Genomic DNA, 14,802 nt, shown 5'->3' on the forward strand with positions numbered 1-14,802 from the left:
TGCTTGTGAATGTGAACGCGTTCACAAGCGTGTCCCGCTTCCTCCCGTGATCGGGGGGATTAAAGGGGCAGGCCTGCGGCTGTGACCACGGCGAAGTAAGGAGAGTGCCGACGTGGACCTGGCTCTGGCGCCGGAGACCCTGGCGCGATGGCAGTTCGGCATCACCACCGTCTACCACTTCCTCTTCGTTCCCCTGACGATCTCTCTCGCCGCGCTCGTCGCCGGCCTGGAGACCGCCTGGGTGCGAACCGGCAAGGACAAGTACCTCAAGGCGACCAAGTTCTGGGGCAAGCTGTTCCTGATCAACATCGCGATGGGTGTGGTCACGGGCATCGTCCAGGAATTCCAGTTCGGCATGAACTGGTCGGACTACTCGCGGTTCGTCGGTGACATCTTCGGTGCCCCGCTCGCCTTCGAAGCGCTCATCGCCTTCTTCTTCGAGTCCACCTTCATCGGGCTGTGGATCTTCGGCTGGGACAAGCTGCCCAAGAAGATCCACTGCGCCTGCATCTGGATGGTCTCGCTCGGCACCATCCTGTCCTCCTACTTCATCCTGGCCGCCAACTCCTGGATGCAGCACCCGGTCGGCTACCGGCTCAACAAGGCCACCGGGCGCGCGGAACTCACCGACTTCTGGCGGGTGTTGACCCAGGACACCACCCTGGTCGTCGTCTTCCACACGCTGACCGCCGCCTTCCTGACCGGTGGCGCGTTCATGGTCGGCGTCGCCGCCATCCATCTGCGCCGCAAGAAGCACATCCCGGTGATGCGCACCTCGCTGCGCCTCGGCCTGGTCACCCTGGTCATCGGTGGTCTGCTCACCGCTGTGAGCGGCGACTCGCTCGGCAAGGTGATGTTCAAGCAGCAGCCGATGAAGATGGCCGCAGCCGAGGCCCTGTGGGACGGCGAGAAGCCCGCACCGTTCTCGATCTTCGCCGTCGGCGACGTGGCCAAGGGCCACAACGACGTCGAGATCTCGGTGCCCGGGGTCCTGTCCTTCCTCGCCGACAACAACTTCTCCTCGTACGTCCCCGGCATCAACGACGTGAACAGGGCCGAGCAGCAGAAGTTCGGGCCAGGCGACTACCGGCCCAACATTCCGGTCGCCTTCTGGGGCTTCCGCTGGATGATCGGCTTCGGCATGACGTCCTTCGTCATCGGCCTGGCCGGGCTCTGGCTCACCCGCAAGAAGTTCATGCTGGCGCCGGGGATGCGGACCGGGGAGGACGAGGTGCCGAACCTGGTGCTCTTCAAGAGCACGGCCCTCGGCACGCGCCTGACCAAGTGGTACTGGTTCTTCGCGGTCTGGACGCTCGGCTTCCCGCTGATCGCCAACTCGTGGGGCTGGATCTTCACCGAGATGGGCCGCCAGCCCTGGGTCGTGTACGGCGTACTGCGCACCCAGGACGCGGTCTCCCCCAGTGTCTCGCAGGGCGAGGTCCTCACCTCGATGATCGTCTTCACGCTGCTGTACGCCGTGCTCGCGGTGGTCGAGGTCAAGCTGCTCGTCAAGTACGTCAAGGCCGGACCGCCCGAACTCAGCGAGGCCGACCTCAATCCGCCCACCAAGATCGGCGGGGACGACCGCGACCCCGACCGGCCGATGGCCTTCTCGTACTGAGGCTGAGGAGATCGAGGCATGGAACTCCACGACGTCTGGTTCGTACTCATCGCCGTCCTGTGGATCGGCTACTTCTTCCTGGAGGGATTCGACTTCGGGATCGGCATCCTGACGAAGCTGCTGGCCAGGGACCGCACCGAGAAGCGCGTCCTGATCAACACCATCGGCCCCGTCTGGGACGGCAACGAGGTGTGGCTGCTCACGGCCGGCGGCGCGACCTTCGCCGCCTTCCCCGAGTGGTACGCCACGCTCTTCTCCGGCTTCTACCTGCCGCTGCTGATCATCCTGGTCTGTCTGATCGTCCGAGGTGTCGCCTTCGAGTACCGGGCGAAGCGGCCCGAGGAGAACTGGCAGCGCAACTGGGAGCAGGCCATCTTCTGGACCTCGCTCATCCCGGCGTTCCTGTGGGGCGTGGCCTTCGCCAACATCGTGCGCGGGGTGAAGATCGACGCGCACAAGGAGTACGTGGGCACCTTCTGGGATCTGCTCAACCCGTTCTCGATCCTGGGCGGCCTGGTCACGCTCTTCCTCTTCACCTTCCACGGGGCGGTGTTCGCCTCGCTCAAGACGCTCGGCGACATCCGTGAGCGGGCCAGGGTCCTGGCACTCAAGCTGGGTCTGGTGACGGCCGTGCTCGCGCTCGGCTTCCTGATCTGGACCCAGGCCTCACGGGGGGACACCAAGAGCCTGGTAGCGATGGCCATTGCCGTACTCGCGCTGGTCGGGGCGATCGCGGCCATCAGGATCGGGCGCGAGGGCTGGTCGTTCGCGCTCTCGGGCATCACGATCGCGGCCGCGGTGGCGATGCTCTTCCTGACGCTCTTTCCGAACGTCATGCCGTCCTCGCTGAACGGCGCCTGGAACCTCACAGTCTCCAACGCCTCGTCCAGCCCGTACACCCTGAAGATCATGACCTGGTGCGCGGGGATCGCGACCCCGCTGGTGCTGCTCTACCAGGGCTGGACGTACTGGGTCTTCCGCAAGCGGATCGGCACCAAGAACATCGCCGACGCGCACTGACCCCTGAGGTCCCCACGGTTCGGTGGGGTGTGTTTCACGTGAAACACACCCCCCGGCCCGCTCCGATCCTTCTGTTGGGGGATGTTTCACGTGAAACCGATCGACCCACGACTGCTGCGGTACGCCCGTGCCACCCGCTTCTTCCTGGCCGCGGTGGTGGCCCTCGGCCTGGTCGGGGCGGGACTGATCATCGCCCAGGCGATGCTCATCGCCGAGGTCGTGGTGGGAGCCTTCCAGCACGACCATGACGCGAACGCGCTGAGGGCGCCGCTGCTGCTCCTCGCGGCGGTCGCGATCGGACGGGCCCTCGTCTCCTGGCTGACGGAGCTCGCCGCCAACAGCGCGAGCGCCGCGGTGAAGTCGGAGCTGCGGGGCCGGCTCCTGGAGCGGGCGGCCGGCCTGGGCCCGGAGTGGCTCAGTGGTCAGCGCACCGGGTCTCTGGTCGCGCTCGCCACACGCGGGGTCGACGCCCTCGACGACTACTTCGCGCGCTATCTGCCGCAGTTGGGCCTCGCCGTCGTCGTGCCGGTGGCGGTGCTCGCCCGCATCGTCACCGAGGACTGGATCTCCGCGGCGACCATCGTCGTGACCCTGCCGCTCATTCCCCTGTTCATGGCGCTGATCGGCTGGGCCACCCAGTCGCAGATGGACCGCCAGTGGAGGCTGCTGTCCCGCCTCTCGGGACACTTCCTCGACGTGGTCGCCGGGCTGCCGACCCTGAAGGTGTTCGGGCGGGCCAAGGCACAGGCCGAGTCGATCAGGGCGATCACCGCGGACTACCGCAGGGTGACCCTCAAGACCCTGCGGATCGCCTTCATCTCGTCGTTCGCCCTCGAACTGCTCGCGACGATCTCGGTGGCACTGGTCGCGGTCGGCGTCGGCATGCGCCTGGTCCACGGCGACCTCGATCTGTACACCGGCCTGGTGATCCTGATCCTGGCCCCCGAGGCCTATCTGCCGCTGCGCCAGGTCGGCGCGCAGTACCACGCCGCGGCGGAGGGGCTGTCGGCCGCCGAGGAAATCTTCGAGGTCCTCCAGACGCCGCTGCCCCAGGGCGGCACGGCCGCCGTGCCCGCCGGGCCGGTCCGCCTGGAGCTCGACCGTGTGACCGTACGGCACTCCGGGCGCACGGAGCCCTCCCTGGCGGACGCCTCCCTGGTGGTCGAACCGGGCGAGACGGTGGCCCTGACCGGCCCGAGCGGCGTCGGCAAGTCGACGCTCCTGCACGTGCTGCTCGGCTTGGTGACGCCGCAGGACGGCGGCAGGGTCCTGGTGTCCGGGGCGGACCTCGCGACGCTCTCCCTGACGGAGTGGCGCGAGCGGATCGCCTGGGTGCCGCAGCGGCCGCACCTCTTCGCGGGGACGATCGCCCAGAACGTCCGGCTCGCCCGGCCGGACGCGGACAACGCGGCGGTGCTCGGCGCACTGCGCGACGCGGGCGCCCATGACTTCGTCGACGCGCTGCCGAACGGGATGGAAACCGCCCTGGGCGAGGACGGCGCCGGGCTCTCGGCCGGCCAGCGCCAGCGTCTCGCCCTCGCCCGCGCCTTCCTGGCCGACCGGCCGGTGCTGCTGCTGGACGAGCCGACGGCCGCGCTCGACGGCGAGACGGAGGCCGGGATCGTCGACGCGGTCCGCAGGCTCGCGGTGGGCCGTACGGTTCTGCTCGTCGTGCACCGCCCGGCGCTGCTCGCGGTCGCGGACCGCGTGGTGGAGCTGCGCCGTGCCGAGACGCGGCCCCGCGTCCCGGCCCCGGGGGCGGCAGCCTCCCCAACTCCCGTCATTAAGGCCCCTGTTGAGACCCTGGACGCGGTGACGGGCGCAGCGGTATCCCCCGTCGCGCGGAACCCGCTGGCCCGGGTGCGCTTCGCCGCGCGCGGTCTGCGCGGCCGTATCGCGCTCGCGCTGCTGCTGGGTGCGTTGGCGCTCGGTTCGGCCGTCGGCCTCATGGCCACCTCGGGCTGGCTCATCTCGCGGGCCTCGCAGCAGCCGCCGGTGCTCTATCTGATGGTGGCCGTCACCGCGACCCGGGCCTTCGGGATCGGCCGCGCGGTATTCCGCTACGCCGAGCGGCTCGTCTCCCACGACGCCGTACTGCGCATGCTCGCCGAACTGCGGGTCGCGGTGTACCGGCGACTGGAGCGGATCGCGCCCGCCGGACTGCGCGAGACACGGCGGGGCGATCTGCTGTCCCGCCTGGTCGCCGATGTGGACGAACTCCAGGACTACTGGCTGCGCTGGGTCCTGCCCGCCGGGGTCGCCGTCGTCGTGTCCGTGCTGAGCGCCGGGTTCACCGCATGGCTGCTGCCCGAGGCCGGGGCCGTGCTCGCCGCCGGGCTCCTCGTCGCGGGCGTCCTCGTTCCGTTCCTCAGCGGCGCCCTGGCACAGCGCGCCGAACGTCAACTGGCCCCGGCCCGAGGAGCACTCGCCACCCGGGTGGCCGATCTGCTCACCGGCACCGGCGAGCTCACGGTGGCGGGCGCCCTCGGACGCCGGGTCCGTGAGGTGCGGGACGCCGACACGGCACTGACCCGGATCGCCTCGCGGGGCGCCGCCGCCACCGCGCTCGGCGGTGGGCTCTCCGCGCTGACCTGCGGGCTCACCGTGGCGGCCGCCGCGCTGGTCGGCGTACGGGCCGTGGCGGCCGGGCGCCTGGACGGGGTGTTGCTCGCGGTGGTCGTGCTGGTGCCGCTCGCCGCCTTCGAGGCGGTGACCGGGCTGCCGCTCGCCGTGCGGGCCCGTCGCCGGGTGCGGCGCAGCGCCGAGCGTGTCTACGAGGTCCTGGACGCGCCCGTTCCCGTGCGGGAGCCCGAAACGCCCCTCGCCGCGCCGGCCTCGCCGTTCCCGTTGGAGCTGCGCGGTCTGCACGCCCGGCACGCCGGGCAGGAACGGGATGCCCTGCACGACTTCGGGCTGGTTCTCACCCCGGGCAGGCGGGTCGCCGTCGTCGGCGCCTCCGGCTCCGGCAAGACCACCCTCGCCCAGGTCCTGCTCCGCTTCCTGGACGCCCGGACCGGCACCTACGAGATCGGCGGGAGCGACGCCGGCCGGCTCAGCGGCGACGACGTACGCCGGCTCGTCGGGCTGTGCGCCCAGGATGCCCACCTCTTCGACAGTTCCGTACGGGAGAACCTGCGGCTCGCCCGCACGGGCGCCACCGACGACGAAATGCGCTCGGCCCTGGGCCGGGCCCGGCTGCTCGACTGGGTCGACGGGCTGCCCGAAGGCCTCGACACCCTGGTGGGCGAACACGGTGCCCGGCTGTCCGGCGGCCAGCGTCAGCGGCTCGCGCTGGCGCGGGCGCTCCTCGCCGACTTCCCCGTACTGGTCCTGGACGAGCCCGCCGAGCACCTGGACCTGGCGACCGCCGACGCACTCACCGCCGATCTGCTGGCGGCCACCGAAGGCCGCACCACCGTGCTGATCACGCACCGGCTGCGCGGCCTGGAGGCGGTCGACGAGGTGATCGTGCTGGCCGAGGGGCGGACCGTGCAGCGGGGCGCCTACGAGGACCTCGCCACGGTCGACGGGCCCCTGCGGGGCATGCTGGAACGGGAGCGCGAGACGGAGGCGCGGCAGTACCCGACTTTCCTCGCCAAATAGGACTAACTAGTCTCAAGGCATGCCGCCAGATCCGAAGAGGCCCAGGGGCCGCCAGGACGCCACGGGCGTGGACCACCAGGACCACGACCCGCTCGAAGCGGCGACCCGCGCCACCCGCAGCCTCCAGGGGCTCTCCACCGAGCTCACGGCGCGCGTTCCGCAACTGCTGGAGGCGATGCGCTCGGTGGGCACGGGCCTCGAACTGCACTCCACACTGGACCGGATCTGCGAGACGGCGGCCGAACTCGCCGACGCACGGTATGCGGCGATCGGCGTCGTCAACGAGGACGGCCGGGGGCTGTCCGACTTCGTGACGTACGGCGTCAGCGACACCGAGGCCCGGGCCATCGGGCATCGGCCCGACGGCCACCGGGGACTGCTCGGCTGGCTCATCCACCACCCCGAGCCGCTGCGGCTCGCCGAGATCGCCGCCGACCCCCGTTCGGCGGGACTCCCCCCGAACCATCCGCCGATGAGCACCTTCCTCGGTGTCCCCATCCGCGTCCAGGGCGAGATCTTCGGCAACCTCTATCTGACCGAGAAGCACGGTGGGGGCGAGTTCAACGACTACGACCTGCACATGGTGCGCGTGCTCGCCACCGAGGCCGGGATCGCGATCGGCAACGCCCGGCTCTACGAGGCGGCGCGCCAGCGCGAGCGGTGGATCGACGGCTCGGTCGCGGTCACCACGGCGCTGCTGTCGGGCGGCGACGCTGACGATGCCCTGGAGGTCGTCGCCGAGCAGGCCCGCCATCTCGCGATCTCCGACGCGGGCATAGTGCTCCTGCCCGCCGAGGAGGGCGGCCTGGAGATCGTCGCGGTCTCCGCCGACAACCCGCGCGTCTCGCTCGGCGTGGTGATCCCGCCCGAGAGCCCGGTCGTGTCGACGCTGCTGGAAGGCGAAGCGGTCTTCGTCGACGACGCGGCGACCGACCCGCAGATGATCACCAAACTGGCCGAGCGCTACGGGCCGAGCATGATGCTCCCCCTGCAGAGCGGCGGCCGGGTCCTGGGCGCCCTCGCCACGCCCCGGGCACGCGGTGGCCGGCCCTTCACGGAGGCCGAGCGGACCCTGGCCGGCCAGTTCGCCTCTCAGGCCGCGCTCGCCCTGATGATGGCGGAGGCCCAGCGCGACCGGGAACGGCTCGCCGTGTACGAGGACCGCGACCGCATCGCCCGCGATCTGCACGACCTGGTCATCCAGCGCCTCTTTGCCACCGGAATGATGTTGGAGGGTGCCCAGCGCAAGTCCGTCGTCCCCGAGGTGCAGACCGGCATCGGTAAGGCGGTCGACGAACTCGACGTCACCATCCAGGAGATCCGCACGGCGATCTTCGCGCTCCAGCAGGGCCCGGCCGAGGCGCCCTCCGGGCTGCGCACCCGCGTCCTGCGGGAGATCAACATGGCCGCCGTGCCGCTCGGCTTCAAACCGGCCCACCGCTTCCTCGGTGCGGTCGACACCCTGGTCGGCGAGCTGACCGGAAAGAACCTGATCGCGGCGCTGCGCGAAGCCCTCTCGAACGCCTTCCGGCACGCCGAGGCATCCCGGATCGAAGTCGTCGTCGACGCCACGGCGCAACTCCCGGACGGCAGCGCGGGGGTGCGGCTGACGGTCGCCGACAACGGGGTCGGCATCCCGGCGGACGGTCGCCGCAGCGGCCTGCGCAACCTCCGGCGGCGCGCCGAGGCGCTGGGCGGATCGAGTTCGTACGGCCCCGGGCTCGGAGACGGCGGCGGAGGCACGACCGTCGTGTGGGAGGCACCGCTCTGACCGGCCGCCCCATGTGACGTGTGGGAGCGGGTCGGTGGGCCGGAGGGGAGTCGCGTTTCACGTGAAACATCGCAGCCGTGTTTCACGTGAAACGCTGCCGAGCCACGGGCAGCCCCGGAGCGGTGGCAGTCCGATTGAGCCGGGCTCTCAGAGGGCCTTGAGGATCTGCTCGATCACGACGGCCACGCCGTCCTCGTTGTTGGCGACGGTGCGCCCGGAGGCAGTGGCCAGGACGTCGGGGTGGGCGTTGCCCATGGCGTACGACGTGCCTGCCCAGCTCAGCATCTCCATGTCGTTCGGCATGTCGCCGAAGGCCACCACCTCGGCGGGTGAAATGCCGCGCTCGGCGCAGCACAGCGCCAGCGTGGACGCCTTCGAGACGCCCGCGCCGCTGATCTCAAGGAGCGCCGTGGGGCTGGACCGGGTGATTTCGGCGTGTGCCCCGACCGCCGCGCGGGCCAGCGCCAGAAAGTCGTCGGGGGACAGTTCGGGGTGGAACGCGAGCACCTTGAGCAGCGGCTGGTTCGCCGGGGCCGCGTCCTCGGCCAGCAGCTTCTCGACGGGCGCGACGCTCGCCGCCGGGTCCATGTGCAGCGGCGGATAGGCGAGTTCATGGTGGAAGCCGCCGGTGCGTTCGACGGCGAAAGACGTACCGGGAACGGCCGACCGCAGCAAGGTGACGACATCGAGGGCGGCGGCCTGCTCCAGCGGCCGCACCTTCACGAAGCGGGGCCCCTCGGGACCGCCGTGCAGATCGACGACGGCCGCGCCGTTGCCGCAGATCGCCAGGCCGTGGCCGTGGACATGGGCGCTCACGACGTCCATCCAGCGAGCCGGGCGGCCGGTGACGAAGAAGACCTCGATGCCCGCCTCCTCGGCGGCCGCCAGGGCCGCGACGGTACGGTCCGAGACCGTCTTGTCGTCACGCAGCAGCGTGCCGTCCAGGTCGGTCGCGATGAGCCGCGGTGCGGTGGGCACGGGGCGAATGGCCGGGGCTGGATCCGTAGCAGAGGTCACCGGCCCATTGTCCCGTATGGGAGCGCACGGACGTGCGAAGGACCGCACAGATGAGAGCGATCGGCGGTGCGCCCGGGGCACGAGGGGGCGTACGCGGCACGGGGGGATGCTCCGGACACGAGGCCGATGCGCACCGGAGCGTCGGGCCTCCCCGGCGGGATGAGCGGTGGGCCCACCTGACGTCATCGGCACGGGTTCGCGCGGAACGCCGCCGGATGTCCCGGCGCGCCGCGCGAATCCGGCGCGGCGTCCGGGGGAAGACGGCCGGGATGGGACGGATTCGGGTCGGAACCTGCTCGTGGACGGACAAGGCGCTGGTGTCCAGCGGCTGGTATCCCAAGGGGTGGCGGGACGCCGAGGGCAGACTGCGGCACTACGCCACGCAGTTCCCGGTGGCGGAGGTCGACTCCACCTACTACGGGCTGCCCAGCACCCGCAACAGCCTGCTGTGGAGCGAACGCACCCCCGCCGGCTTCCGGTTCGACGTGAAGGCGTTCTCCCTGCTCACCGGACACCCGACACGGCCGGAAGCGCTGCCCGCCGATCTGCGCCCGGCCCTCGCACGCCGGGGGTCAGGTGTCGATCCCGGGCTGCTCGACGAGGTGTGGGAACGCTACAGCGCGGCCCTGGAACCGCTGCGTGCCTCAGGCCGGCTGGGAACGCTGGTCTTCCAGTTCCCGCGCCGGCTCGTACCGGGCAGGCCCGCGGTGGAGTTCCTGCGCCGGTGCCGTGAGCGTGCCGCGGGTTGGCCGATGGCCGTGGAGTTCCGTCACCCCGGCTGGTGGCGTGCGGAGCACATCGACGCCACGACCGCGCTGCTGACGGAGCTGGACGCGGCCGCCGTGGCCGTGGACATGGTGCAGACCCTGCCCGATTCCGTACCGCCCGTCATACGGGTCACCAACAAGGACCTCGCCCTGGTGCGGTTCCACGGCCGCAACAGCGCCTGGGGGACCGGCACCAAGGAGGAGAGGTTCCGCCACGGATACACACCCGAGGAACTCTCCGAGTGGGCACCGCGCGTCCGCGAGATGGCCGAGCGGGCCCAAGAGGTGCATGTTCTGTTCAACAACTGCTGCGGTGACGCTGCGGTGCGCGCCGCCCAGGCGATGCGACAGCTGCTCGGCCTCTCGTAGGGTCGACCCATGCGACTGAGCACTGTGATTCTGCCGATCGACCGCTGGCACGAAGGTGGCCGTGAGGCCTGGCTGCGCGCCGAGGCGCTGGGCTTCCACGCCGCCTACACCTATGACCACCTGTCCTGGCGCACCTTCCGCGACGGCCCGTGGTTCGGCGCGGTTCCCACGCTCACGGCCGCCGCTGCCGCCACTACCCGGATGCGCCTGGGCACCCTGGTCACCTCCCCGAACTTCCGGCATCCGGTGACCCTGGCCAAGGACCTGATCACCCTCGACGACGTGTCGAACGGCCGGATCACCCTGGGCATCGGGGCGGGCGGCAACGGATTCGACGCCACCGTGCTGGGCCAGGAGGCCTGGACTCCGCGCCAACGGGCCGACAGGTTCGGCGAGTTCGTGCCGCTGCTCGACCGGCTCCTGACCGAGGACTCGGTGACCAGTGACGGCACCTTCTACTCGGCGGTCGAGGCGCGTAACCTGCCGGGCTGCGTCCAGCGGCCCAGGATCCCCTTCGCGGTGGCCGCGACCGGCCCGCGCGGGCTGAAGCTGGCGGCGAAGCACGGTCAGGCGTGGGTCACCACCGGCGACCCGAAGCTGTTCGAGTCCGGGACGCCCGAGGAGTCCGTCCAGGCGATTCGCGGGCAGATCGAGAAGCTGGGCGTCGCCTGCGAGGAGATCGGGCGGGACGTGGCGGAGCTGGACAAGATCCTGCTCACCGGTTTCACCCCGCAGCCCCGCCGGCACCTGGAGTCCCTCGACGCGTTCGTGGACTTCGCCGGTCGCCACTTCGAGCTCGGCATCACCGAGATCGTGCTGCACACGCCGATCCCCGACTCCGACTTCGCCGTCGACCCGAAGGTCTTCGAACAGATCGCGACGGAGGGACTCGCGCAGCTCGGCCGCTAGCCCTTCCGGTCGCGCACGTGTGCGCTCATCCACGGGGTGAGCGCACCGAGCAGCACCAGCTCCTTGGACGTCCGGTCGCCGGGCAGCGGCACGACCAGCCACCAGCCGGGCGGGAAGAAACGGCCTCGGACGTGGGCTAGGCCGCCGTAGACGGAGCGCAGGAAGGCGGGCACGTCGTCGCGCGGCACATCGTCGAACTGCACGCCGTCGACCGTGACTTGGGCGTCGTCCTCCGGATAGAGCCGTACGGAAACGGAGGGCGAGCCGCCGAGTTCGACGTATGCCTCGTGCGGCAGCGACCCGTCCGGATCGACCACCGCGAACACCCCGGCGGAGGTACGGCGGGAGGTGTGGTCGGCGCCGATGTCGTCGGTGACCTCCACCGCGAGCCGGTATTCGTCGGCGATCGCACGGATCGCGGTGACCGCGGACTCGGTGGTGGGCAGGTGGGGATGGCGCATGATGCCGATCATGCCAAACGCCGGGATCAGCCGGGCAGGCGCAGGTAATCGGGCGGGACGGAGGCGGTGAGCCAGACCCCGTTGGCGCTGATGTGGAAGACATGACCGTCCCGGTGCATGGCCCCGGCGTCCACGCTCAGAATCACCGGCCGGCCGCGGCGGGCGCCGACCCGGGCGGCGGTCTCCCGGTCGGCCGAGAGATGCACATGGTGGCGGTTCATCGGACGCAGTCCCTCGGCGCGGATCGCGTCCAGGGTGCGGGCCACGGTGCCGTGGTGGAGGTAGGCGGGCGGTTCGGCGGGCGGCAGAGCCAGGTCGACGGCCACCGTGTGGCCCTGGCTGGCGCGGATCCGGCCGTCCTCGACGGCGAAGCGCTGCTTGTCGTTGGTGGCGACCACATGGTCGAGCTCGGCACGGGTGAGGGGGAAGCGGTGCGCGGCCGCGCACCGCAGCAGCTCCTCGATCTCCACCCAGCCCTGGGCATCGAGGACGAGGCCGATCCGTTCGGGCTGGTGGCGCAGGTGTTTGGACAGGTACTTGGACACCTTGACGGTGCGTCTGTCGTCGAGGAACGGCGGTCCCTCCCCCGGCGGCTGGTGCGGTGTGTTCATACCGCCAGGGTGCCGGTCCGTGCGGGGGCCCGGCACCCCATTTAGTGAGGGCGCGCCCGGTCAGGGCTTGAGCTGCTCCACCGCCCATCGCGCCCACTCCTCGTGCATCGCACTGAGCCGCTTGCCGTACTCCAGGGCCAGGCGGCCATGTGCCGAGAGCGGATCCTCGTCCCAGTCGATGGCGGCCTCCGCCTGTTGGAGGCCCGCGAGCTGGCGGGCCGAGCGCTCGGCCTCGCCGAGCAGATAGGTCCGCGCTTCGAGCGGGGTGAGCTCGCCGAGGAAGAACACCCGGAGCAGGGAGTCACTGCGGCGCGTACGGACCGGCTCGACCTCGGTCAGCCAGCGGTGCAGTTCGGCCCTGCCGGCGGCGGTGATCCCGTACTCTTTGCGGCCGCGCGGCCCTTCCGCGGACACCTCGACCAGACCGGCGTCGGCGAGTTTGCCCAGCTCTCCGTAGACCTGGCTCTGCGTCGCCGACCAGACGTGGGCGAGCGAGGTCTCGAAAAGCTTCATCAGGTCGTAGCCGCTGGCCCGCCGGTCGGCGAGCAGGCCCAAGACTGCGTGACGGAGGCTCATGTCCTCCACTCTACATTCCACCCTTGACACGTCAAAGATGGAAGCTCTACATTCGACATGTCGAAGTTGGAATGTGGAGCTGAGCCAAGCGCTCGGAACAGAGGGGACTCCCATGAACTACCTGCGCGGATTCATCCCGTGGATCGTCTTCGCCGCCGTCGGCAGTGCGCACTGGCAGTGGGGCGCGCTCGCCGCACTCGCCGCGGGTGTCTACCTCTTCGCCATGGACCGCAGGCGCGGGATGAGCGCCGACTCCCTGATCCTGGAGCAGTCCACGATGGCCTTCTTCGCCGTGCTGAGCGTCATAGCGTTCCTCGCTCCCGACAGCGGGCTGCGCGAGTACGGCGGCGCGCTGGCCACCGGCTGGCTGGCGCTCACCGCGTGGGCCACGCTGGCCGTCCGCAAGCCCTTCACCACGGGCATAGCCAAGCGGCAGGCGCCGCGCGAGGTGTGGACCAATCCGGTGTTCCTCCGGATCAACGTGGTGCTGACCGCCGTCTGGGCCCTCGCCTTCACCTTGACCGCCGCGGGGCTCACGCTCATCGACGCGCAGTCGCTGGGCAGCACCGCCTCGATCGCCGTCCAGGTCGCGGGCTTCGCCCTCCCCGCGATCGTCACCGCCCAGTACCCGGAGCGCGCCCGCCGCGCCGCCGTCCAGAAGGGCGCCTGACGATGACGGCCACGCCCAGCACCTCCGCGGTGCCCACACCGTCCGCCCCGCACCTCGCGGGCAACTTCGCCCCCGTCGCCCAGGAGCTGACCACTCATGAGCTGACGGTGACCGGTGCCATACCGCCCGAGCTGACCGGCTGGTACGTACGCAACGGGCCCAACCCGCAGGACGCGGCCTCGCCCCACTGGTTCTTCGGGGACGGCATGGTCCACGGCGTCCGCCTCGAAGGGGGCCGGGCCCGCTCCTACCGCAACCGCTGGGTGCGCACCTCGACCTTCACCGACGGGGCGCGGGTTCACGACCGGCAGGGGAACACCGACCTCAGCGCCGGGGCCGCCAACACCCATGTGGTGCGGCACGCCGGCCGCACCCTGGCCCTGGTCGAGTCGTCCTATCCGTACGAACTGGACGGCAGGCCGGGCCGCGAGCTGGAGACGCTGGGGGCGTACGACTTCGGGGGCCGGCTCACCACCGCCATGACCGCGCACCCCAAGACCTGCCCGGTCACCGGGGAACTGCACTTCTTCGGATACGGGATGCTCAGCGAGCCCTATCTCACCTATCACCGTGCCGACGCCACCGGCGAGTTGGTGGTGAGCAGGCCGGTGGAGGTGCCGGCGGCCACGATGATGCACGACTTCCATCTCACCGCCTCCCATGTGGTGTTCATGGACCTCCCGGCCGTCTTCGACCTGGAGACGGCGATGCGGCCCGGCGGCGGGCTCCCCTACCGCTGGGACGCGGAGTACGGGGCACGGCTCGGTGTGCTGCGCCGGGACGATCCCTACGGCGAGGTGCGGTGGCTGACGATCGACCCCTGTTACGTCTTCCACGCCCTGAACGCCCATGACGAGCCCGGTGACGGTGCCGGGCGCAGTGAGCGGATCGTGCTGCACGTGGTGCGGTACGAGCGTCTCGGGGCGGGCGGCCCCACGCTGTGGAAGTGGACACTGGACCTGGTGGCCGGGACGGTCCGGGAGGAGCAGCTCGACGACCAGGCCTGCGAGTTCCCCCGGGTCGATGACCGGCTGGCGGGGATGGAGTCCCGGTTCGGGCATGTCACGGTGGCGCAGACGCCGTCCTCGGGGCCGATATCGGGGGCGCTGCTCCGCTACGACCTGCGGACGGGGGCGGTGGCACGGCACGAGTTCGGGGCGGGGCGGGCTCCGGCGGAGGCGGCGTTCGCTCCGGCGGACGGCCGGCCGGGGGGCCCGGGGTGGCTGCTCAGCTATGTGTACGACGCCGCTCGGGACGCCAGCGATCTCGTCATCCTGGACGCGGACGACCTCGCGGCCGCACCCGTCGCGACGGTCCACCTTCCGCAGCGCGTCCCGTTCGGCTTCCACGGCAACTGGCTCGCCGATCAGTAGCAGGGCAGGGTGACCCCAATCACCCTATGGATAA

12 protein-coding genes are annotated in these 14,802 nt (G+C 70.8%); 8 read left to right on the plus strand and 4 right to left on the minus strand.

Annotation, left to right across the window (positions count from 1 at the left end):
- Positions 1-112: 112 nt before the first annotated feature.
- From N4G70_RS16245 to N4G70_RS16260, 4 genes are all read left to right on the plus strand, one after another.
- A complete protein-coding gene (locus N4G70_RS16245) occupies positions 113-1,621 on the plus strand; it encodes a cytochrome ubiquinol oxidase subunit I (protein WP_261713366.1) in 1,509 nt (502 codons plus the stop codon).
- 18 nt (positions 1,622-1,639) lie between these two features.
- Complete coding sequence (gene cydB, locus N4G70_RS16250) at positions 1,640-2,641, plus strand: cytochrome d ubiquinol oxidase subunit II (protein WP_261713367.1); 1,002 nt, start codon at positions 1,640-1,642, stop codon at positions 2,639-2,641.
- Positions 2,642-2,722: 81 nt separating this feature from the next.
- Positions 2,723-6,244, plus strand: a complete 3,522-nt coding sequence (gene cydD / locus N4G70_RS16255; protein ID WP_261713368.1) for a thiol reductant ABC exporter subunit CydD — start codon at positions 2,723-2,725, stop codon at positions 6,242-6,244.
- A gap of 19 nt (positions 6,245-6,263) precedes the next feature.
- Positions 6,264-8,015: a GAF domain-containing sensor histidine kinase gene (locus N4G70_RS16260; protein ID WP_261713369.1), complete on the plus strand. Its 1,752-nt coding sequence runs from the start codon at positions 6,264-6,266 to the stop codon at positions 8,013-8,015.
- Positions 8,016-8,162: 147 nt separating this feature from the next.
- Here the strand turns inward: N4G70_RS16260 and N4G70_RS16265 are convergent, their stop codons facing one another.
- A complete protein-coding gene (locus tag N4G70_RS16265) occupies positions 8,163-9,050 on the minus strand; it encodes a Cof-type HAD-IIB family hydrolase (RefSeq protein WP_261713563.1) in 888 nt (295 codons plus the stop codon).
- Positions 9,051-9,301: 251 nt separating this feature from the next.
- Between N4G70_RS16265 and N4G70_RS16270 the strand changes: the two genes are divergently transcribed.
- Both N4G70_RS16270 and N4G70_RS16275 read left to right on the plus strand, forming a co-directional pair.
- Positions 9,302-10,168 carry a DUF72 domain-containing protein gene (locus N4G70_RS16270; RefSeq protein ID WP_261713370.1) on the plus strand — a complete coding sequence of 289 codons (867 nt, stop codon included), beginning with the start codon at positions 9,302-9,304 and terminating at the stop codon, positions 10,166-10,168.
- Between the two features lie 9 nt (positions 10,169-10,177).
- Positions 10,178-11,077, plus strand: a complete 900-nt coding sequence (locus N4G70_RS16275; RefSeq protein WP_261713371.1) for an LLM class flavin-dependent oxidoreductase — start codon at positions 10,178-10,180, stop codon at positions 11,075-11,077.
- Here N4G70_RS16275 and N4G70_RS16280 read toward each other — a convergent pair.
- From N4G70_RS16280 to N4G70_RS16290, 3 genes are read right to left on the minus strand one after another with little or no spacing between them, the layout of a single operon-like run.
- Positions 11,074-11,538, minus strand: a complete 465-nt coding sequence (locus N4G70_RS16280) for a hypothetical protein (protein WP_261713372.1) — start codon at positions 11,536-11,538, stop codon at positions 11,074-11,076. The two genes, N4G70_RS16275 and N4G70_RS16280, sit on opposite strands and share 4 nt — an antisense overlap.
- Before the next feature lie 26 nt (positions 11,539-11,564).
- A complete protein-coding gene (locus N4G70_RS16285; protein WP_261713373.1) occupies positions 11,565-12,149 on the minus strand; it encodes an RNA 2'-phosphotransferase in 585 nt (194 codons plus the stop codon).
- A gap of 60 nt (positions 12,150-12,209) precedes the next feature.
- Positions 12,210-12,725, minus strand: coding sequence for a PadR family transcriptional regulator (locus tag N4G70_RS16290; RefSeq protein WP_261713374.1), 516 nt, complete (start codon positions 12,723-12,725; stop codon positions 12,210-12,212).
- 112 nt (positions 12,726-12,837) lie between these two features.
- Between N4G70_RS16290 and N4G70_RS16295 the strand changes: the two genes are divergently transcribed.
- Both N4G70_RS16295 and N4G70_RS16300 read left to right on the plus strand, forming a co-directional pair.
- A complete protein-coding gene (locus N4G70_RS16295; RefSeq protein ID WP_261713375.1) occupies positions 12,838-13,395 on the plus strand; it encodes a hypothetical protein in 558 nt (185 codons plus the stop codon).
- Positions 13,396-13,397: 2 nt separating this feature from the next.
- On the plus strand, positions 13,398-14,768 hold the full coding sequence (locus N4G70_RS16300; protein ID WP_261713376.1) for a carotenoid oxygenase family protein: 1,371 nt from the start codon (positions 13,398-13,400) through the stop codon (positions 14,766-14,768).
- Positions 14,769-14,802: the final 34 nt, after the last annotated feature.

The organism is Streptomyces sp. ASQP_92, assembly GCF_025399895.1.
Taxonomy (GTDB): Bacteria; Actinomycetota; Actinomycetes; order Streptomycetales; family Streptomycetaceae; genus Streptomyces.